This is a genomic window from Caballeronia sp. GAWG1-1, assembly GCF_023631465.1.
In the GTDB taxonomy this organism is placed as follows: domain Bacteria; phylum Pseudomonadota; class Gammaproteobacteria; order Burkholderiales; family Burkholderiaceae; genus Caballeronia.
Genome location: NZ_JALQDB010000032.1, coordinates 158,476 through 177,421, shown reverse-complemented (window position 1 = coordinate 177,421; position 18,946 = coordinate 158,476). Strand labels below are relative to the sequence as shown.

19 protein-coding genes are annotated in these 18,946 nt (G+C 63.4%); 12 read left to right on the top strand and 7 right to left on the bottom strand.

The features are described 5' to 3' along the window. Window positions 1-34: 34 nt before the first annotated feature. The 12 genes from NCT03_RS22050 (at window position 35) to NCT03_RS21995 (ending at window position 14,031) form a co-directional block, all read left to right on the top strand. Window positions 35-1,582 (top strand): amidohydrolase family protein, encoded by a 1,548-nt coding sequence (locus NCT03_RS22050; protein ID WP_250493912.1) that lies wholly within the window; start codon window positions 35-37, stop codon window positions 1,580-1,582. Continuing rightward, on the top strand, window positions 1,582-2,817 hold the full coding sequence (locus tag NCT03_RS22045) for an ArgE/DapE family deacylase (RefSeq protein WP_502800403.1): 1,236 nt from the start codon (window positions 1,582-1,584) through the stop codon (window positions 2,815-2,817). The genes NCT03_RS22050 and NCT03_RS22045 overlap by 1 nt, the downstream gene beginning before the upstream one ends. A 31-nt stretch (window positions 2,818-2,848) precedes the next feature. After that, a complete protein-coding gene (locus NCT03_RS22040; RefSeq protein WP_244831175.1) occupies window positions 2,849-3,583 on the top strand; it encodes an aspartate/glutamate racemase family protein in 735 nt (244 codons plus the stop codon). A gap of 209 nt (window positions 3,584-3,792) precedes the next feature. After that, window positions 3,793-5,238, top strand: a complete 1,446-nt coding sequence (gene hydA / locus NCT03_RS22035) for a dihydropyrimidinase (RefSeq protein WP_250493910.1) — start codon at window positions 3,793-3,795, stop codon at window positions 5,236-5,238. 80 nt (window positions 5,239-5,318) lie between these two features. Then, window positions 5,319-6,959 carry an ABC transporter substrate-binding protein gene (locus NCT03_RS22030; RefSeq protein WP_250493909.1) on the top strand — a complete coding sequence of 547 codons (1,641 nt, stop codon included), beginning with the start codon at window positions 5,319-5,321 and terminating at the stop codon, window positions 6,957-6,959. Between the two features lie 73 nt (window positions 6,960-7,032). Continuing rightward, window positions 7,033-8,073, top strand: a complete 1,041-nt coding sequence (locus tag NCT03_RS22025; protein ID WP_250493908.1) for an ABC transporter permease — start codon at window positions 7,033-7,035, stop codon at window positions 8,071-8,073. Further along, a complete protein-coding gene (locus tag NCT03_RS22020; RefSeq protein ID WP_250493907.1) occupies window positions 8,070-8,921 on the top strand; it encodes an ABC transporter permease in 852 nt (283 codons plus the stop codon). The genes NCT03_RS22025 and NCT03_RS22020 overlap by 4 nt, the downstream gene beginning before the upstream one ends. Beyond that, complete coding sequence (locus NCT03_RS22015) at window positions 8,918-10,585, top strand: ATP-binding cassette domain-containing protein (RefSeq protein ID WP_250493906.1); 1,668 nt, start codon at window positions 8,918-8,920, stop codon at window positions 10,583-10,585. The genes NCT03_RS22020 and NCT03_RS22015 overlap by 4 nt, the downstream gene beginning before the upstream one ends. Further along, window positions 10,582-11,508, top strand: coding sequence for an NAD-dependent epimerase/dehydratase family protein (locus tag NCT03_RS22010; protein ID WP_250467861.1), 927 nt, complete (start codon window positions 10,582-10,584; stop codon window positions 11,506-11,508). Before NCT03_RS22015 ends, NCT03_RS22010 begins: the two co-directional genes overlap by 4 nt. 23 nt (window positions 11,509-11,531) lie before the next feature. Continuing rightward, window positions 11,532-12,290 carry an SDR family NAD(P)-dependent oxidoreductase gene (locus NCT03_RS22005; protein ID WP_244831168.1) on the top strand — a complete coding sequence of 253 codons (759 nt, stop codon included), beginning with the start codon at window positions 11,532-11,534 and terminating at the stop codon, window positions 12,288-12,290. 47 nt (window positions 12,291-12,337) lie between these two features. Beyond that, complete coding sequence (locus tag NCT03_RS22000) at window positions 12,338-13,240, top strand: polysaccharide deacetylase family protein (RefSeq protein ID WP_250493905.1); 903 nt, start codon at window positions 12,338-12,340, stop codon at window positions 13,238-13,240. Between the two features lie 71 nt (window positions 13,241-13,311). Further along, window positions 13,312-14,031, top strand: a complete 720-nt coding sequence (locus tag NCT03_RS21995; protein WP_244831166.1) for a GntR family transcriptional regulator — start codon at window positions 13,312-13,314, stop codon at window positions 14,029-14,031. Here the strand turns inward: NCT03_RS21995 and NCT03_RS21990 are convergent. From NCT03_RS21990 to NCT03_RS21960, 7 genes are all read right to left on the bottom strand, one after another. Continuing rightward, on the bottom strand, window positions 14,028-14,837 hold the full coding sequence (locus NCT03_RS21990; RefSeq protein ID WP_250493904.1) for a hydroxypyruvate isomerase family protein: 810 nt from the start codon (window positions 14,835-14,837) through the stop codon (window positions 14,028-14,030). The two genes, NCT03_RS21995 and NCT03_RS21990, sit on opposite strands and share 4 nt — an antisense overlap. Then, window positions 14,837-15,256, bottom strand: a complete 420-nt coding sequence (locus NCT03_RS21985; protein WP_244831164.1) for a RidA family protein — start codon at window positions 15,254-15,256, stop codon at window positions 14,837-14,839. Before NCT03_RS21985 ends, NCT03_RS21990 begins: the two co-directional genes overlap by 1 nt. 12 nt (window positions 15,257-15,268) lie before the next feature. Next, window positions 15,269-16,036, bottom strand: a complete 768-nt coding sequence (locus NCT03_RS21980) for a transporter substrate-binding domain-containing protein (RefSeq protein ID WP_244831163.1) — start codon at window positions 16,034-16,036, stop codon at window positions 15,269-15,271. A gap of 75 nt (window positions 16,037-16,111) precedes the next feature. After that, entirely contained in the window at window positions 16,112-16,840 is a 729-nt protein-coding gene (locus NCT03_RS21975; protein WP_250493903.1) for an amino acid ABC transporter ATP-binding protein, read from the bottom strand. Further along, on the bottom strand, window positions 16,837-17,511 hold the full coding sequence (locus tag NCT03_RS21970; protein ID WP_244831161.1) for an amino acid ABC transporter permease: 675 nt from the start codon (window positions 17,509-17,511) through the stop codon (window positions 16,837-16,839). The genes NCT03_RS21975 and NCT03_RS21970 overlap by 4 nt, the downstream gene beginning before the upstream one ends. Continuing rightward, window positions 17,508-18,200 (bottom strand): amino acid ABC transporter permease, encoded by a 693-nt coding sequence (locus tag NCT03_RS21965; protein WP_244831160.1) that lies wholly within the window; start codon window positions 18,198-18,200, stop codon window positions 17,508-17,510. Before NCT03_RS21965 ends, NCT03_RS21970 begins: the two co-directional genes overlap by 4 nt. A gap of 27 nt (window positions 18,201-18,227) precedes the next feature. Then, on the bottom strand, window positions 18,228-18,932 hold the full coding sequence (locus NCT03_RS21960; protein ID WP_250493902.1) for a substrate-binding domain-containing protein: 705 nt from the start codon (window positions 18,930-18,932) through the stop codon (window positions 18,228-18,230). Between the last annotated feature and the right edge of the window lie 14 nt (window positions 18,933-18,946).

Sequence of the window (18,946 nt, the reverse complement as noted above, 5' to 3'; positions counted from 1 at the left end):
TTTCCCCATTCACTTCGAGAGAGCAGAGAACGCGATGTCCGAATCATTGATCGTGGCAGGATGGATTGTGAAAGGCGCGGCCGACCGGCATGCGGCCGAGGTGGTGCGCGACGCGGCGCTGTATCAACGCGATGGCGTGATCGTCGAGATCGGCCCGCGCGATGCGATGGTGCAGAAGTATCCGCACGCGCTGCGCCTCGGTTCGCCCGACACGGTGCTGATGCCGGGCTTCGTCAACAGCCACCATCATGTCGGTCTCACGCCGGTGCAACTCGGCTCGCCGGACCATGCGCTCGAACTCTGGTTCGCGAGCCGCATGGGGGCACGCGATATCGACTTGTATCTGGACACGCTCTACTCCGCCTTCGAGATGATCGCCTCGGGCATCACGACCGTGCAGCATATTCACGGCTGGCGTCCCGGTCCGCTCGATGCCATCCATCGGGCCGCGTCGCGCGTGCTCGATGCTTATCGCGATCTCGGCATGCGCGCGTCGTACAGCTTCGCGGTGCGCGATCAGAACCTGCTCGTCTACGAAGCCGACGACGACTTTTGCAACCGCCTGCCGTCCGAAACCGGCGATAAGCTGCGGGCGCATCTGCGGCGTTTTCGCATCCCGCTCGCGGATTATCTGCAACTCTTCGATGCCCTCACCCGCGAGAACGAAGGCCATGCGCTAACGGCCATTCAGCTCGCGCCGGCCAACCTTCACTGGTGCAGCGACGACACGCTGCTCGCGCTCAAGGAGAAGTCGGCACGGCACGGCGTGCCCATGCACATGCATCTGGTCGAAACCGCGTATCAAAAGGAATATGCGCGGCGTCGCTCGGGCAAGACGGCAGTCGGCCATCTGAACGATCTGGGCCTGCTCGGTCCTTCGCTCACGCTCGGCCACGGTGTCTGGCTCACCGAGGCGGACATCGAGACCATCGCGCATACGGGCACCTGCATCTGCCATAACTGCAGTTCGAACTTCCGGCTGCGCAGCGGCGTCGCGCCGCTTAACGCGTTTGCGCGGCATGGCGTGACGGTCGGCATGGGGCTCGACGAAGCGGGCATCAACGAAGATCGCGACATGCTTCAGGAGATGCGTCTTGCGCTCAACGTTCACCGCACGCCGGGCATGGACGACGACGTGCCGACATGCCCGCAGATTCTCAAGATGGCAAGCGAGGACGGCGCGCGTACGACGCCGTTCGGCGCGCGTATCGGCAGGCTCGAAGAGGGGCGTCTCGCCGATCTCGTGCTGATGAACTACAAGACCGCGACGTGGCCGTATCAGGACGACGACATTCCCATGCTCGACGCGTTGATGATGCGCGCCAAGACCAATGCCGTCGATGCCGTGATGATCGGTGGCGAAGTGGTGTATCGCGAAGGCCGCTTCACGCGTATGGATCGCGATGCGGTGCTCGAAGACATCGCGCGTACGCTCTCGCAGCCGCGCAGCCCGGAAGAGACCGCGCGCCGCGAATTGGGGCGCGCCGTGTTTCCGCACGTCAAGGCGTTCTATGATGGCTATCTAACCGGCGAAAGCGAGACGCCGCGCGAGCCGTTTTACGCGCCGTCGTCGCGCATCTGATGCGGAGACCGAACGTGCAGGCGCTTTTACAATCGATCGACACGCGCTTCGAAGCGCAAGTGGAATTTCTCGCGGCGCTCGTGCGCAAGCCTTCCGACAATCCGCCCGGCGACTGCGCGCAGCACGCGCACATGACTGCCGGGCTGCTCGAAGCGCTCGGCTTCGAAGTCGAACGTCACGCGGTGCCGCAAACGCTCGTCGAGGCGGCGGGCATGCAGAGCGTGACGAATCTCGTCGTGCGGCAACGCTTTGGCGTTGGACCTGTCATCGCGCTCAACGCGCATGGCGATGTGGTACCGCCCGGCGAGGGGTGGTCGAGCGACCCGTACGGCGCGCAGATTCGCGAGGGCGCGTTGTACGGGCGCGGCGCGGCGGTATCGAAGTCGGATTTCGCCACGTATGCGTTCGCGTTGAAGGCGCTGGTCGAAAGCGGCGTTGACCTCAAAGGCACGATCGAGCTGCATCTCACCTACGACGAGGAAACCGGCGGTCTGCTCGGGCCGGGATGGTTGCTTGCCGAAGGCATCGTCAAGCCGGATTACGCCATCTGCGCGGGCTTCAGCTACGCCATCACGGTTGCGCACAACGGCTGCCTGCATCTGGAAGTCACGGTGAGCGGCAAGTCGGCGCATGCGGCGCGGCCCGATACCGGACACGACGCGCTCGAAGCCGCGACCGTCGTGCTGAACGCGCTGTATGCGCATCGGCGCGAGTTGCAGGAGATTCGCTCGGCCACGCCCGGTATCGAGCATCCGACGCTCGTCGTCGGGCTGATCGAAGGCGGCATCAACACCAATGTCGTGCCCGACCGCGTGAAGCTGCGGCTCGACCGGCGCATCGTGCCCGAGGAAGATCCGACGCGCGCGCGTGAACGCCTGGAAAGCGTCGTGCGCGATGCGGCGCGCGAACTGCCGGGCATCACCATCACCACGCGCGAAGTGCTGGCCGCGACGCCCATGCGCACGCTGCCGGGCGCGGAACGTCTCACGCACGCGTTGCAGGACGCGGCGCTCACGATCATGGGCATCGACATACCTGCCGAAGGCGTGCCGCTCTATACCGACGCGCGCCTTTATTGCGAAGCGGGCGTGCCGACCGTGATCTATGGCGCGGGGCCGCGCACGCTGCTGGAAGCGAACGGACATCGCGCGGACGAGCACGTCAAGCTCGAAGACATGCGTATTGCGACGAAGACCGTCGCGCTCGCGCTGACCCGGCTTTTGGGCGGCGCTTGAGTTCAGGCCACGAATCGAACGAAAGGAAGTCATGCGCATCAAGCTCATCAATCCCAACACGACGCAAGGCATGACCGACGCGATGGCCCGCTGCGCGCGCGCGGTCGCTTCGCCCGGCACGGAAGTCGTGGCAGTCAGTCCGACAATGGGCCCGCCTTCGATCGAAGGCCATTACGACGATGCGCTCGCCACGCCCGGCCTCCTCATGGAAGTGGCGCGCGGCGAGCAAGAAGGCTGCGACGCGTATGTGATCGCCTGCTTCGGCGACCCCGGCCTCTACGCCGCACGCGAACTCGCGCGCGGACCGGTGATAGGCATCGCGGAAGCGGCGATGCATGCCGCGAGCGTGCTTGCGCCGGGCTTTTCCGTGGTGACGACGCTCGGACGCACGCGCGGACTTGCCTGGCATCTCGCGCAGCGCTACGGCATGGAGCGCTTTTGCCGCAACGTGCGCGCGACCGAACTCGCCGTGCTCGAACTCGAAACGCCCGGTTCGGCCGCGCGCGCCACGATCCTCGAAGAATGCCGGCGCGCACTCGACGAAGACGGCAGCGAGGCGATCGTGCTCGGCTGCGCGGGCATGGCCGATCTGTGCGCGGAGTTGCAGGACACGCTGGGCGTGCCCGTCATCGACGGCGTGACGGCCGCGCTCAAGTGGTGCGAGGCGCTCGTCACGTTGAAGCTCAATACCGCCAAGCGCGGGGAATTCGCACGGCCGCTGGCCAAGCGTTACGTCGGGGAACTCGCGGCATTTAGTCCGCTTTGATCGGTAAGACTCAACGCCCTCCGCTTCAAACCCTTCCTTCCTCACAAAACCACGCGCGCCCGGACCGTTGAACGTCCCGGCGCGCGTTGCCGCTGATCGGCTAGGAATCTAGTCAACAACGTTGTTAACAACAAAAGTATTTTTGACACGATATTTTTCGGTGTAGTTTACTTGAACATGTCAACAACGCCCGCTACACCGGAGCATGCATGGACGCAGAATTCGACCTCGTGATTCGCAACGCCCAAGTTGCCACCGCAAGCGATACGTTCCTCTCCGACATAGGTGTGAAGGACGGCCGCATCGTGCAGATGGGTTTGTCACTCGGCGCGGGCAAGCGTGAAGTGGACGCGCAAGGCCGCATCACCACGCCCGGCGGCATCGACGCGCATTGCCATCTGGATCAGCCCATCGCGCCGCCCGCCCGCATGACCGACGACTTCGAGTCCGGCACGCGCTCGGCGGCCTGCGGCGGCACCACGACGATCATCCCGTTCGCGGCGCAGCAAAAAGGGCAAACGCTGCGCGCGGCCGTAGACGACTATCACCGGCGCGCGGAAGGACGGGCGAGCATCGACTACGGCTTTCACCTGATCGTCTCGGACCCGACGCCGGACGTCATGGCGAATGAGTTGCCGCAGCTCATCGCGGAGGGCTACACGTCGTTCAAGATCTACATGACCTACGACGACATGAAGCTCGACGACGGCCAGATTCTGCGGCTGCTCGCGCTGGCCCGCGCGCACGGCGCCATGGCAATGATCCACGCGGAAAACAGCGAGTGCATTGCGTGGCTCACCGAAAGCCTGCTCGACGCGGGTCTCACCGCGCCGCGCTATCACGCCGCCTCGCGTCCCATGCTCGTGGAGCGCGAAGCCACGCATCGCGCCATCAGCTTGGCCGAACTCGTCAACGTGCCAATGCTGCTCGTGCATGTCTCCGCGCGCGACGCGGTCGAGCAGATTCAATGGGCGCGAAGCCGCGGCCTCAAGGTGCTGTCCGAGACCTGCCCGCAATATCTGTTTCTCACGGCCGAGGACCTCGGCATGGACGACGGCTACGAAGGCGCGCGCTGTGTGTGCAGTCCGCCGCCGCGCGACAGCGATAGTCAGGAAGCGATCTGGAGCGCGCTCGCGGACGGCACGTTCACCGTGTTCTCGTCCGACCACGCACCCTTCTCCTTCGAAAGTCCCACGGGCAAGAAGCCCGGCGGCGAGGAAGTCGCGTTTCCGTATATCCCGAATGGCATTCCGGGCATTGAAACGAGACTGCCGCTGCTCTATTCCGAAGGCGTGATGACCGGGCGCATTTCGATCAACCGCTTCGTCGAACTCACCGCGACCAACCCCGCGAAGACCTACGGGCTGCATCCGCGCAAAGGCACCATCGCGATCGGTTCGGATGCCGATCTCGTGATCTGGGACGAGCATCCCGACGACCCCGTGCGCCTGACCAACGCCATGCTGCATCACGCCGTCGATTACACGCCATACGAAGGCCGCTCGCTCGATTGCTGGCCGGCCTACACCATCACGGGCGGCGAAGTCGTGTGGGACGGAAGGCGCTACTTCGGCACGCCGGGACGCGGACGCTTCTTGCCGCGCGGCCTGCCCACCATCGTTCCGGCCAAACCTACCGGCCGCGCGGCGCGATGAAGCGCGACGCGTCTGTTTCGAGTTCGCATCAACGGTTCCATCCGATCCCACCGGTCTCATCTTCACGCAAGGAGCGTGTCATGTCGCAAACCTACGACGCCAAGCCCGCGTCCGCATTGACGCGAGCGGGTTCCATCCAGCTTGCGCGGCTTATCGCGGCGGCCGCCGCGCTCGGCATCGGCGCGCTTGCCATGCCCGTCTTCGCGCAGAACAACAATTCGGTTCTGGTCGTGGCCGGGCCGCGCACGCCGGAGTCGCTGGATCAAGAATATCCGCCGACCGAAGCCAGTCACGAGGCGCGCCGCAACGTGTTCGAACGCTTGCTCACCTATGAGATGAAGCCGGGTGAAAACGGCGTGACCGTCGAGGACTTCAGCAAGCTCAAGGGTGCGCTCGCTGAAAGCTGGGAGACTTCGCCCGACAAGACTTCGATCACCTTCCATCTGCGCCCCGGCGTCAAGAGCTATGCGGGCAACACGCTCACCGCCGACGACGTCATGTGGACCTTCCAGCGCGGCTGGAATCTGAAGGCGACGTTCCGCTGGTATATGACGCAGGTGCTGAAGATCACCGACTTCGACACGGCCTTCAAGAAAATAGACGACCACACGGTGAAGGTCACGCTGCCGGGTTCGTCGCCGCTGATCGAACGGCTGTGGGTGAACAACGATCTCGGCATCATCGATTCGGTCGAGATCAAGAAGCACATCACGCCGGACGACCCGTGGGGATCGCGCTGGCTCGCGAGCCATTCGGCATCGTTCGCGCCGTATCAGGTCACGAAGTATTCGCCCGGCCAGGAAGTGGTCTACGAGAGCAACAAGAACTACTATCGCGGCGCGCCGAAGCTCACGCGTATCGTGTTCCGCGAGATGCCGACGTCGGCCAACCGTCTCGCGGCGTTGCAGGCGGGCGCCGTCGATGTGGCCGAATGGCTCGCGCCGCGCGAACAGGCCACGCTCGAAAAAATGCCCGGCGTGAAAGTGTGGAAGGTCTACGGCAACTACATTCAGCGCGTGGAAATGAACAACGCCGTTGCGCCCTTCAACAACGACAAGGTGCGTCAGGCGCTGAACTACGCGGTGCCGCGCGAGCAGATCCTCAAGTCCGTGTTCTACGGCACGGCGCGGCCCACCAAAAGCCCGGTATCGGAGATCTATCCCGCGTACACGGATCAGTACTACCACTACACCGAGGACCTCGACAAAGCGCGTGCTTTGCTGAAGGAAGCGGGCTACGAGAAGGGCTTCAAAACGCAGTTGGGCTATCCCACCGGCGACCAGACCGAGGAAGAACTGGCGATCATCCTGAAGACGGCTTTCTCGAAGATCGGCGTGGACGTGGAATTGCAGAAGCTGCCTGCATCGACGCTCGTCGAGCGCTATTCGAAGGGCACCATTCCCATGTACTTCTTCCGCGACATGGCTATCGTGCCGGATGCCGCTTACGTGACGAATCTCTGGCTCAACAGCGCGTCGCTCATCAACTATTCGCATTACAAGGATGCGGAAGTCGACAAGCTCATCAACGACAGTCTTTCGATGACCGACGAAGCCAAGCGCAAGACTTCGATGGAGCGCGTGCAGCAACTCGTGATGGGCGAAGCACCGTGGGTGTTCCTCATCAATCCGGGTTATCAGCTTGCCACGCGCGCCAACATCAAGGGCTATAGCTGGAACACGACCAACGGCAATACCTGGTACGACTTTTCCAAGAACTGAGGTCCTGACGCCGTGACGCCGCCGCGCAAGCCAGCGGCGGCTTCGCGGCGCGATCCTCCTGAAGGAGTTCGCGATGTCCCTCTTCACCGCGTGGCGTTCGGCGCCGCGACCGCTTCGCATCGTCGTCGCGCGGATCGGCATTCTCATCCCGCAGATGTTCGGCGTGATGTTCGCGACCTTCCTGCTGATCCGCCTCCTGCCGGGCGACCCCGCGTTGCTCATGCTCGGCAACATGGCGACGCCAGACGCCATTGCATCGTTGCGCGAGAAGCTGCATCTCAACGGCACGGTGTGGTCGCAATTCGGCGGATATCTCGTCGCGTTGATGCACGGCGACCTCGGCACCTCGATGTTCACCTCGAACCCCGTCACCGTGGATCTGCTGCAACGCGTGCCCGCCACGCTCGAACTCATCACCTATTCGATGATCCTCACCGTCGTGCTCGGCGTTGGGATCGCCGTGACCTCGGCGGTGCGAGCGGGCGGACTGGTGGATCGCGCGAGCCGCGTCTACGGACTTGCCGCCGGCGCGATACCGGACTTCTGGGTCGGGCTCCTCCTCATCTACGCGCTCTTTCATATGGCGGGCATTGCGCCCGCGCCGTTCGGACGCGTCGATTCATTCGTCACGCCGCCGCCCACCGTCACCGGCTTCTACACCATCGACAGCGTGATTGCCGGGGACTGGGAAGCGTGGCGCTCGGCGGTCGCGCATCTGTGGCTGCCGGTGCTCACGCTCACCATCGTCAACATGGGCGGCCTGATGAAGCTCACGCGTTCGACTTTCGAGGGCATCTATCGCAGCGAGTTCATCCGCCATGCGCGCGCGTCCGGGCTTTCCGAGCCCATGCTCGTGCGAAGCGCGCTGCGCAACAGCTTGCCGCCCATCATCACCATGATCGGTTTTCTGTTCGGCTTCCTGCTTGGCGCGGCCGTGCTCGTGGAGACCATCTTCGCGTGGGGCGGCCTCGGGCAATACGCGGTGCAGGCCGTCATGAACAGCGACTATCCCGCGTTGCAGGGTTTCGTGCTCGTCGCGGCGGCCTTCATTCTGCTCGTCTACACGGCGGTGGACGTCCTCTACGGACTCGCCGATCCGAGGATCGAAATATGAAACCGATGAACGCGCTCTCCGCTTTTCGCCAGCGTCTCGACAAAGCGCTGATCTTCGGGCTTGCGCTGCTCGTGTTGCAGATCGTGCTGATCGTGTTTGCGCCGCTCATCGCGCCGCATTCGCCAATAGAAGCGGACCCGTCCAACATTCTGAAGGCGCCTTCGTGGCACTACTGGTTCGGCACCGATGTATCGGGCATGGACATTCTCTCGCGCGTGATCTACGCAACGCGCATCAACCTGCTGATCAGCGTGACGGCGGTGGCGATTGCCTTCGTGATCGGCGTGCCGATTGGTCTTTTCATCGGCTACTACCGGAGTATGTTGAGCACACTCGTGATGCGCGTGTTCGACTTCATTCAGTCGTTTCCGGTGTTCGTTATCGGCATGGCGCTGGTGTCTGTCATGGGCCAGGAAATCTGGAACGTGGCGATCGTGCTCGCCGTGCTTTTCATTCCGATGTTCGCGCGCCTGATCCGCGCCGAAGTGCTCTCGTTGCGCGACCGCCCGTTCATCAGCGCGGCGCGTTGCAGCGGCGCGACGGACGCGGGCATCATGTTCCGCCACATTCTGCCGAACGCGATCACGCCGGCCATCGTGCAGGTTTCGATCAGCATCGGCATGGCGATTCTTCTGACCGCGGGTCTTTCGTTCGTCGGCGCGGGCGTGCGCATGCCGACGCCCGAATGGGGCTTGATGGTTGCCAACGGCGCGCAGCAAATGATTCTCGGCGTGTGGTGGGCGGCGCTCTTTCCGGGCCTTGCCATCATCGTGTCCGTGCTGACCTTCGCCATTCTCGGCGATGCCGTCAAACGTATTGCGGAACCCGTCTCGCGAGGTGAGCAATGAACGCGTCTTCGCGACCCGTACTGCTGGAAGTCGAACGGCTCACCGTCTCGTTCGGCGATACTCCCGCCCGCCGCGTTCTCGATGAAGTGAGCTTCACGCTGCGCCAGGGCGAGATTCTCGGCATCGTCGGCGAAACCGGCGCGGGCAAGTCGGTGCTGGCGCGCTCGATCATCGACCTGTTGCCGGAGGGCGGACACATCGACGGCGGGCGGGTGATGCTCGCGGGGCAATCCGTGCTCGACATGCCCGCGCGCGAGAAGCGGCGCTTTCGCGGCGGCGAGGTCGCGCTGATCGGCACCAATGCAAAGATGCTGCTCGATCCGGTGGAGACGGTCGGCGCGCAGATCGTGCGCGTCTTGCGCGTGCATAAACGCATTGGACGGCAGGCGGCGTGGCGCGAGGCGATCGAACTCTTTAAGCAAGTGGGGATCGTGAATCCGGAAGCGCGCGCGCATGCTTATCCGCACGAACTATCGGGCGGCATGGCGCAGCGCGTGGTCATTGCGATGGCGTTGATCGCCCAGCCCAAGGTCTTGCTCGCCGACGACGCCACGCTCGGTCTCGACGCGACGATCCAGTTGCAGGTGCTCGATCTGCTCGCGCAGAAGGGCCGTGATCTGGGCCTCGGCGTCGTGATGGTCACGCACGATCTCGGCGTCGTCGCCAACTATTGCGACCGCGTGGCGATCATGAAAGACGGCCGGCTGATCGAGCTCGCTTCGGTCGGACCTTTTCTGCGCAGCCCGCAAGAACCGTACAGCCGCGAGTTGCTCGATGCCGCGAAAGCGCGCCCCGCGCCGCGCGAACCCGATCTGCGCACGGACGCCGACAAGGCCGCCGCGCGCCGTCCTTTGCTCGAAGTCGAACACCTGGTGAAGACCTTCGTCTCGGACCGCAATCATGCCGTCGTGCACGCGATCGACGATGTGTCCTTCGCCATCGCGAAGGGCGAAACCCTCGCGCTCGTCGGCGAGAGCGGCTCGGGCAAGACGACGACCGGCCAATGCTTGTTGCGTCTGCTCGATGCGGACTCCGGCGTGATTCGCTTCGATGGTGTGAACACGCTCGATCTGTCGGAGCGCGCGTTCCGGGCCGTGCGGCGGCGCATGCAGATGGTCTTCCAGGAGCCTTATGTATCGCTCAATCCGCGCTGGCAGGTCCGCGATCTGATTGCGGAGCCGTTCGCGCTCGGCGAGAAGCTCACGCGCGCCGACCGCGAGGCGCGCGTGCTGCATCTGCTCGATCTCGTGAATCTGTCGCGACGGCGCGCGACTGCATATCCGCATGAGTTGACGGCGGGCGAACAGAAACGCGTGGGCATTGCGCGGGCGCTCGCGGCCAATCCCGACTTCGTCGTCTTCGATGAATGCACGACCGCGCTCGATATTCGCGTGCGTGCGCAGATCATCGACCTCGTGCGTAACCTGCAGGCAGAGATGGGCTTGTCCGCCTTGTTCATCACGCACGATCTGAACTCCGTGCGCTCGCTCGCGCACTATGTCGCGGTCATGCGCAACGGCAGGATCATCGAAACTGGCGAGGCTGAAACCGTATTCGAGCGGCCGGTCGAAGAGTACACGCGCAAGCTCCTGAAGGCCGAGTTGCCGATAGAGGAAGTCGCAAAGACGGTTCACCATCTCGATGTCGCGGGAGAAAGACAATGAGCGTGCCGCAGAGAATCATCGTAACGGGCGCGGCGGGGCTCGTGGGCCGCGCGGTGGTCCGGCTTTTAAACGCGCGTGGCGATGAAGTCGTCGCGATGGATCGCAGCGGCGGGCTGCGCATAGACGATGTCACCGTCGCCGAATGCGATCTGCGCCACGTGCACGGACTGCATGCGCTGGCGCGCGGCGGCGTGTCGGGCGTCATTCATTGCGGTGCGTTTTCCGGGCCGATGGTCGCGCGCGATAACCCCGCCGCCATGTTCGACGTGAACATCGGCGGCACGGCCAACATGCTGGAAATAGCGCGCATACATGGCGCGCGCCGCTTCGTGTATTGCTCGTCGACGAGCGCTTATGGCGATACGCCGCCTGGTCCCGTCCCCGAAGATGTCGTGCTCGCGCCCGCCAGTCTTTACGGCGCGAGCAAGGTCTGCGGCGAGCAACTCGTCAGCGCCTACGCGCGGCAATACGGCGTGGATGGCGTGAGTCTGCGGCTGTCGTGGGTGTACGGCCCGCATCGCACGACCGACTGCATGATCCGCCGCATGCTTACCGACGCCATGACGAAGCAGCCGACGCACGTGCCGTTCGGCCTCGACTTTCATCGCCAGTACATTCATGTCGACGATGCCGCCGCCGCGCTCGTCGCCGCGCTCGATGCGCCGTCGCTGCCGCGCCGCACCTATAACATCACCGGTGGCGTGCGCGCGACGCTCGGCGAAGTGGCGGATATCGTACGCCGCGTGATGCCCGGCGCGGATATCGAACTCGCGCCCGGTCCCGATCCGCTCGACGAGAATCAGGAACGCTTCGACATTTCGGCGGCGGCCACGGACTTGGGTTACAGGCCGCGCCTCGATCTCGAAGCGGGCATTCGCGCTTACGCGCAATGGCTCGCCGAAACATCGGCCGAAACCGCATGATCGAATCAAGGAGGAGCATCAGCATGGAATCGTTCTCGCTGAAGGGCCGCACGGCATTCGTGACCGGCGGCAACACGGGTATCGGCCGCGCCATCGTGCAACTGTTCGCGGCTCAGGGCGCAAAGGTCGGCATTTCGCATATCGGCGATGCAGCCGGCGCGCAAGCACTCGCCGACGAACTCGCCGCCAGCGGTGCAGAAGCCGCCGTGACCGAATGCGACGTCACCGATGCCAATGCCGTCGCGCGCCTGAACGCATGGAGCCGCGAGCATCTCGGCCCCGTCGATATTCTCGTGAACGCGGCGGGAATCAGCGGCGAGACGCCGTTCGTCGATCTGTCCATCGACGAATGGGACCGCATGATGGCCGTGAATCTGCGCGGCACGTTCCTCGTCACCAAGCAGTTTTTCGCGGACATGATCGCGCGGAAGTACGGCCGCGTCATCAACATCGCCTCGCAACTCGCGTACAAGGGCACGTACGACATGAGCCACTATTGCGCGTCGAAGGCGGGCGTGGTCGGCTTCACGCGCGCGCTGTCCTACGAAGGCGCGCCGCACGGCGTGACCGTCAACGCCATTGCGCCGGGCCCCGTCGAAACCGCGATGCTCGCGAGCTTCACAAACGAATGGCGCGCGATGAAGTTCGCGCAGCTTCCCGCCGGCCGCTTCGGTGAAACCGGCGAGATCGCGCCCACTGCGCTCTTGCTCGCATCGGAAACGGGCGGCGCGTATTTCATCGGTCAGACGCTCTCGCCCAATGGCGGCGACGTGATGCTTTGAGCCCGCTCATCCTTTCGAAACACCACGACACGACACAGGAGTGCAGCATGGATCTCGATCGCGATTTCATCGGTTATGGCGCGCATCCACCCAACGCGCGATGGCCGGGCAACGCGCGTATCGCCATCAACTTCGTGATGAATTACGAGGAAGGCTCGGAGCCTTCCATCGGCGATGGCGAAGCCGCCACCGAGACCTGGTTCACCGAATCGCACGGCTTGAACTCCGGCGTGCGCGGCCGCGATCTTGCAGCCGAAGGTCTCTTCGAATACGGCAGCCGCGTGGGGTTCTGGCGCCTCATGCGGCTTTTTCGGGAGCGCGGCCTGCCGCTCACCGTGTATGGCTGCGCGCTGGCGCTCGAACGCAATCCGCAGGCAGCGGAAGCCATACGCCATTCAGGCTTCGACGTGTGCAGTCACGGCTGGCGCTGGATCAAGCATTACGACCTGAGCGAGGAAGAGGAACGCGAGCATATTCGCCGCGCGATCGAGTCGCTTGAGCGCACGACGGGCGAGCGTCCGTACGGCTGGTATTGCCGCTATTCGCCTTCGATAAACACGCGAAGGCTGCTCGTCGAGGAAGGCGGCTTTCTCTACGATTCCGACTACTACGGCGATGAATTGCCCTTCTGGAAGGTGGTTCAGGGCCAGCCGCATTTGGTGATACCCTACTCGCTGACCACGAACGACGGTCAGTTCGCCGGGTCGGTAGGCACGGCCAATCAGTGGTTCGAATTCATGCGCGACAGCTTCGACATGTTGTATAGCGAAGGCGCGACACAACCGAAGATGATGTCGGTCGGGCTGCATATGCGGCTCATCGGTCATCCGGCGCGCGCGGCGGGTCTCCAGCGTTTCCTCGATCATGTGATGAAGCACGAGGACGTGTGGGTCACGCGGCGTATCGACATTGCGAACCACTGGATCAAGGAACATCCGTTCGTGCGGTAAGCGGTCGGGCGAAGCGAGCCTGACCATCGGCATGTCTCTTTCGACATGCGCCAATCCATCAGACGCGGCACATGCTAAAAACCGTCGGCGAAACGCAGAAACTCAAGCCCCGCAAGACAGGCGACGGCGACAACACCAGCGAAGAGATTTACGAACAGATCTACGTCGCACTACTGGAGCATCGGCTCGTGCCCGGCACGAAGCTCGCCGAAGAACGTCTGGCCAGTATCTTCGGCGTGAACCGGGCACGTGTGCGCGACGCGTTGAGCCGGCTTGCATATGAACAGATCGTCGAGGTGTATCCGAAGAAAGGCTGGTTCGTCGCGAAGCCTTCGGTGGACCAGGCGCGCGATGTTTTCGAAGCGCGCAGGGTGATCGAACCCGCAGTCATTGCGCGGCTCACGCGCAGCATCACGCCTGACAAGCTCGCGCAAATGCGCGAGCACTTGCGGCTCGAAATGGACGCGCGCGAGCGTTCGGACAAGCGCGCGGTCATCCGGCTCTCGGGCGAATTTCACAATCTCGTGGCGACGCTCGCGGGTAACTCGTCGTTCACGCGCAGCGTGCGCGAACTATCGACACTGACGTGCCTCGTCATCCTGCTTTATAACGCGCCGATAACGTCGAGTTGCCGCGCCGATGAACACACCGCTATCGTCGATGCCATCGCCAAGGGCGACGGCGACAAGGCGGCGGAGTTGATGCTGCATCACCTCGATCACATTCAAAGCGCGCTCAATCTGGATGTGGTCGAGGAGGAAGTGGACCTGGAAGCGATATTCAAGCGCTAGGGTGCTTCTTTGAAGGCATTGAGCCACCCGAGCCCCGCGACCGTCGATTCACGAGGCCGATACTCGCAGCCAATCCAGCCTTCGTAACCCTGCGCCCGGATACTCGCGATCAACTCGTTCCACGGCATGTCGCCGGTGCCGGGTTCGTGGCGGCCGGGTGCGTCGGCGAATTGAATGTGCGCGACGTCGGGCGCATACAAGGCGAATTGCTCGACCACATCGAGACCGCTCATGCGGCAATGATAGGCATCGAAAAGCAGGCGCAACTTAGGTTGCGCGATCTCCTTCATCAACGCATGCGCCTCTTCGAGGCTGCGCAGAGCATAGCCCGGTACGTCGATCTGATTGAGGCATTCGAGCAGCAGCGTGACGCCGCTATCGCGCGCCGCATCCGCAGCCCACGCGAGATTTTCACGCAACGTATCGCGCACCTGTTCAACGGGCACGCCGCCTGGCGCAAGTCCAGCCATCACGTGAATGAGCCCGCACTTCAGCGCCGACGCGTAATGCAGCGCACGCAACACGCCATCGCGATACCGCGCCCGTTCGCCGGGAATGCATCCGAACCCGTTACTGCCGATACTTCCAGGCGGCGCGGCGGGCGTGTTGATCAGCACTTGCCGAAGCCCCGTGGCATCGAGCGTCGCCTTGAGAATCGCAGGCTCGAACTCATAAGGCGACGCGTACTCGACCGCGCTAAAGCCCTGCTTTGCGGCCGCCTCGAAGCGTTCGAGAAAGGGCAGCTCCGTAAAGAGCCACTTGAGGTTCGCGCAGAACCTGAGCGAAGTACCGTTCGATGTCTGCATCACTTCAGTCCGACGATCAGCTCGACTTCCACCGGCGCGCCATGCGGAAGCTGCTGCACGCCGATCGCGCTGCGTGCGTGGCCGCCGACTTCGCTGCCCAGCGCGTCGATGAGTACGCGCGAGGCCGCGTCGATCACCTTGCCCTGCGCCGTGAAGTCCGGCGAGCAGGCAACGAAGCCGGTCAACTTGAGCACGGCCGCGATTTTCTCGCGCGAGCCGAGCGCGCGCTCCAGCGCCGCGAGACACGCATGCGCGCAAAGCGCGGCCGCGGCTTCGGCGTCGGGCATCGCAATCTCTTCGCCTACCTTGCCGCGATACTTCAGTTCGCCCGCCTCGCGCGGAAGCTGTCCGCTTACGAACGCAAGATTGCCGAATAGCCGTACCGGCGTGAGCAGGGTGGAAGCATTCGATGAATTCATGTCACCGCCCGTTCAATAAACGCTGCGCGAAATGTCGATTCCGAAGTACTTCTTCCAGACCGCGTTGAGCTTGCCGTTCTGAAGATTGCTCGCAACCCACGTATCGAGCCAGCCTTGCATGGCGGCATCGTTTCGCTTGAGGCCGATGGCGAGCGGGTCTTCGGCCACCTGGAACTGATACTCGAAGTTGGATGCGGGGCTCGTCTCTTTGACGGCAAGCGCATCGGCGAGCGCAGCCACGAAGATGCTCTGCTGACCCGACGACACCGCCGTACGCTCGGTGGCCTCGTCCAGATAGCGGACGATGTTCACGTCCTTCACGCCCTTGTCCTTGATCGCCGCAACGAGATCCAGATCGGCCGTGGTGCCGCGCGCCGTAGCCACCGTCTTGCCGGCAAGACTCTCGACATCCTTCAGCGTGTTCTTGCCCGGCGCGACGACGAAGATCGGCTCGGTGGCATACGGGCGGCTGAAGCCGATCACCTTCTTGCGTTCATCGGTGACCGAGAACGACGCAACGACGATATCCGCCTTGCCCGTCAGCAAGAACGGAATGCGGTTGGGTCCGTTCACGGGGACGATATTCAGCTTCACGCCGAGGTCGTTCGCAATCAGGCGCGCGATATCGAGGTCGGTGCCGGTCTGCACGGCGTTCGCGTCGATCATGCCGTAAGGAGGATGTGTGAAGTCGATACCCACGTTGATGCTGCCGCGCGACTTGATGTCGGCGAGCGTGTCGGCGCTGGCCGCGCTATTAAGCGCGCATAAGGTCAAGGTCATTGCAAGGAATCGGGTCCAGCCGCGCTTCAGGTTCATTTCGCGTGCCTCTGGTTCAAAGGTTGATGAGTAAAAGGGTTACAGCCCGTTGCCTACGAAAATTTGAAGCTCGGCGGTTCTGGGCGCTTCGAGCATCGCGCCGCTACCCGCTTCCCAAACCACGCCGTCGTTCATAAACACCACTTTCTGCGCGACCGAACGCGCAAACGCCATCTCGTGCGTGACGATCAGCATGGTCATGCCATCGCGCGCAAGCCGTTCCATCACGCGCAGCACTTCGCCGGTGAGTTCGGGATCGAGCGCGGATGTCACTTCGTCGAACAGCATCACGGCAGGTTGCATGGCGAGCGAACGCGCAATCGCCACGCGTTGCTGCTGACCGCCCGAGAGTTCATGCGGATACGCCGATGCACGCGCGCCGAGTCCCACCTGATCGAGCACGTGTGCCGCGAGTTCGTCAGCGGCGGCGCGCGCGAGACGGCGCACCTTGAGCGGCGCGAGCGTGATGTTCTGCTTGACGGTCAGATGCGGAAACAGGTTGTAGCTCTGGAACACGATGCCCACGTCGAGCCGCAATGCGCGCAGGTCCACTTCCGTATCGCCGAGCTTGTGCCCGCATACTTCCAGCGTTCCGCCAGTGATGCGTTCGAGGCCGTTCACGCAGCGTAGCGCCGTGCTCTTGCCGGACCCCGAGCGGCCGATGAGCGCGACGACTTCGCCCTTGCGCACATCGAGATCGATACCCTTCAGCACTTCGGTCGAACCGTAAGCCTTGCGCACGCCCTTGAAAGTGACGATGTTGTTCATTGCGTCGAATCCTTGCCGAGTCTCGCACCGAAGCGTCCCATGCGTTCCAGCCGGACACTCATGCGCGCCACGGGATAACAGAGAATGAAATACACGCCAGCCGCGAGCGTGAAGATGACGAACGGCTCGAACGTGGTGTTGTTGACCATGCGCGACGTGTAGGTCAGCTCGCTCATGCCGATGACGACCGCATACGACGTGTTCTTGATGAGCGCGACGACGAAGCCAACTGTCGGTGGCACCGAAATGCGCAGCGCTTGCGGGAGGATCACGTGCACCATGCGCTGCAGATACGAGAGCGCGAGCGACTCTCCCGCTTCCCATTGCGTGGCGGGCACGGCGAGAATCGCGCCTTTCCATATCTCGGCGAGATAGGCGCCGGCGTTGACGGCGAGCGCGACGGATGCGGCAATGACCGGCAACACGTCGAAGCCGAAGAGCCCGATGCCGAAGTACACGACGAACATCGCGACAGGCAGCGGAATGCCCTGCATCACGGTGACGTAGGCGCGGCCGAGCCTCAACGCAATGCCGCGTCCCGACACGAGCAAGAGCGCCACGGGCAAGCCGATGATCGCACCACCCACCGCTCCCGCGACCGACAATTCGACGGTGGCGAGCGTACCCTTGAGCATGTAGGCGAGCTGGGCGTCCGTGAGGTTGAAGATCATGAACGTCCTCCGCGCGCACCCGCAAGACCCAGACGCGGAAACATGAACGCGCCTGCCGCAAGCAACGCCCAGCGCAACGCGCTGGCGAGCGCCAGATAAGCGAGCGCGATCACCATGTACGCCTCGAAACCACGAAACGTGATCGACTGAATCAGATCGGCAATGCCCGTGAGTTCCTCCGCCGATATCTGCGACATGATGGAAGTGGCGAGCATCATCAGGATGAACTGACTCACGAGTGCGGGATACATCTTCTCCACCGCCTGCGGAATCTCGACATGCCACAACACTTGCCGCCGCGACATCGCGAGACACGACGCCGCTTCGATCTGGCCTTGCGGCACCGCTTCCAGCCCCGCGCGCATGATCTCCGCCGTGTAGGCGCTGACGTTGACCACGAGCGCTGCAATGGCTGCCTCGAACGCGGGTACGTGCAACTTGATCGCCGCGAGCCCGAAGAAAATCCAGAACACTTGCAGCACGAGCGGCGTGTTGCGGATCACCTCGACATACGCGCGAATGGCACGCGAAAGACCGGCGCCGCCATGCAGACGGCCCACGGCGAGCGCCACGCCCAAGGCGAACCCTGGCACGGTCGCGACGATGGTCATGCGTATCGTCAGCCAGATGCCGTAGAGCAGATCGCCCCAGTACTGCTGCAGGAAGCTGAAATCGAATTGATAGTTCATGGCCGGCGGAAGGCTGTGGCTGCTGAATTAATCGAGACACTCGAGGCCGAACTTCTCGTAGGCATCGCGTGCGGCGGGCGAATCGAGTGCGAAGAGCAAGGCTTCGGTTTCAGGCGTTTCGTCGGCACCCGCGAAGGCGGCGATGGAGAAGCACGTGTACGACTGCACTTCCTCGGGCAGCGGACCGGCGATCTTTACGCCCGACACCATCGCAAGTTCGCTGAGTTGTTGAATGGCCACATCCGCATCGCCGCGCGTCACGCATTCGCCCGTGAATCCCTTGGGGATGACGGTCGCGTTCGTGTCGATCTGCTGCGCGATTCCGAGCCGCCCGAGCAAGGTCGCGAAGTAGACGCCGCTCGCGCCGCTGCGTGAATACGCAACGGACTTGGCCGCTAGCAGACAGCGCTTCAACTCGTCGACGGTGCGAAGCGGCGGCACAGACGCATCGCTCGCGACCGCCACGCCTATCCCGGTGCGCACGATTGCACGCGCCCCGCGCGGGCTCAGAACACGTTGCGCGATGAGATCGTCGATGGCGGAGGTCACCGCGACCATCACGCTCGCACGCTCGCCACGCACGATGCGTTCGAGCAGCACGTTGGTGGGATCGAACGTCGCGTTCACGGAAAAGCCGTGGTGCCTCTCGAAGGCGGGCAACACGCTTTCCGTAAGCGCGCCTTTCACGGCCAGCGTGCTCATGAGCGTAAGCGGCCTTGTCTCGTGGATCATCGGTTAGCTCCTTC

Excerpts from the sequence above, each read along its gene's own strand:
- NCT03_RS21985 (WP_244831164.1), bottom strand. The coding sequence starts at position 15,256 with ATGAATTCATCGAATGCTTCCACCCTGCTCACGCCGGTACGGCTATTC.
- NCT03_RS22000 (WP_250493905.1), top strand. The coding sequence starts at position 12,338 with ATGGATCTCGATCGCGATTTCATCGGTTATGGCGCGCATCCACCCAAC.
- NCT03_RS21960 (WP_250493902.1), bottom strand. The coding sequence starts at position 18,932 with ATGATCCACGAGACAAGGCCGCTTACGCTCATGAGCACGCTGGCCGTG.
- NCT03_RS22020 (WP_250493907.1), top strand. The coding sequence starts at position 8,070 with ATGAAACCGATGAACGCGCTCTCCGCTTTTCGCCAGCGTCTCGACAAA.
- NCT03_RS22010 (WP_250467861.1), top strand. The coding sequence starts at position 10,582 with ATGAGCGTGCCGCAGAGAATCATCGTAACGGGCGCGGCGGGGCTCGTG.
- NCT03_RS22005 (WP_244831168.1), top strand. The coding sequence starts at position 11,532 with ATGGAATCGTTCTCGCTGAAGGGCCGCACGGCATTCGTGACCGGCGGC.
- NCT03_RS22015 (WP_250493906.1), top strand. The coding sequence starts at position 8,918 with ATGAACGCGTCTTCGCGACCCGTACTGCTGGAAGTCGAACGGCTCACC.
- NCT03_RS21975 (WP_250493903.1), bottom strand. The coding sequence starts at position 16,840 with ATGAACAACATCGTCACTTTCAAGGGCGTGCGCAAGGCTTACGGTTCG.
- NCT03_RS22040 (WP_244831175.1), top strand. The coding sequence starts at position 2,849 with ATGCGCATCAAGCTCATCAATCCCAACACGACGCAAGGCATGACCGAC.
- NCT03_RS21995 (WP_244831166.1), top strand. The coding sequence starts at position 13,312 with ATGCTAAAAACCGTCGGCGAAACGCAGAAACTCAAGCCCCGCAAGACA.
- NCT03_RS21970 (WP_244831161.1), bottom strand. The coding sequence starts at position 17,511 with ATGATCTTCAACCTCACGGACGCCCAGCTCGCCTACATGCTCAAGGGT.
- NCT03_RS22030 (WP_250493909.1), top strand. The coding sequence starts at position 5,319 with ATGTCGCAAACCTACGACGCCAAGCCCGCGTCCGCATTGACGCGAGCG.
- NCT03_RS22045 (WP_502800403.1), top strand. The coding sequence starts at position 1,582 with ATGCGGAGACCGAACGTGCAGGCGCTTTTACAATCGATCGACACGCGC.
- NCT03_RS22025 (WP_250493908.1), top strand. The coding sequence starts at position 7,033 with ATGTCCCTCTTCACCGCGTGGCGTTCGGCGCCGCGACCGCTTCGCATC.
- NCT03_RS21990 (WP_250493904.1), bottom strand. The coding sequence starts at position 14,837 with ATGCAGACATCGAACGGTACTTCGCTCAGGTTCTGCGCGAACCTCAAG.
- hydA (WP_250493910.1), top strand. The coding sequence starts at position 3,793 with ATGGACGCAGAATTCGACCTCGTGATTCGCAACGCCCAAGTTGCCACC.
- NCT03_RS22050 (WP_250493912.1), top strand. The coding sequence starts at position 35 with ATGTCCGAATCATTGATCGTGGCAGGATGGATTGTGAAAGGCGCGGCC.
- NCT03_RS21980 (WP_244831163.1), bottom strand. The coding sequence starts at position 16,036 with ATGACCTTGACCTTATGCGCGCTTAATAGCGCGGCCAGCGCCGACACG.
- NCT03_RS21965 (WP_244831160.1), bottom strand. The coding sequence starts at position 18,200 with ATGAACTATCAATTCGATTTCAGCTTCCTGCAGCAGTACTGGGGCGAT.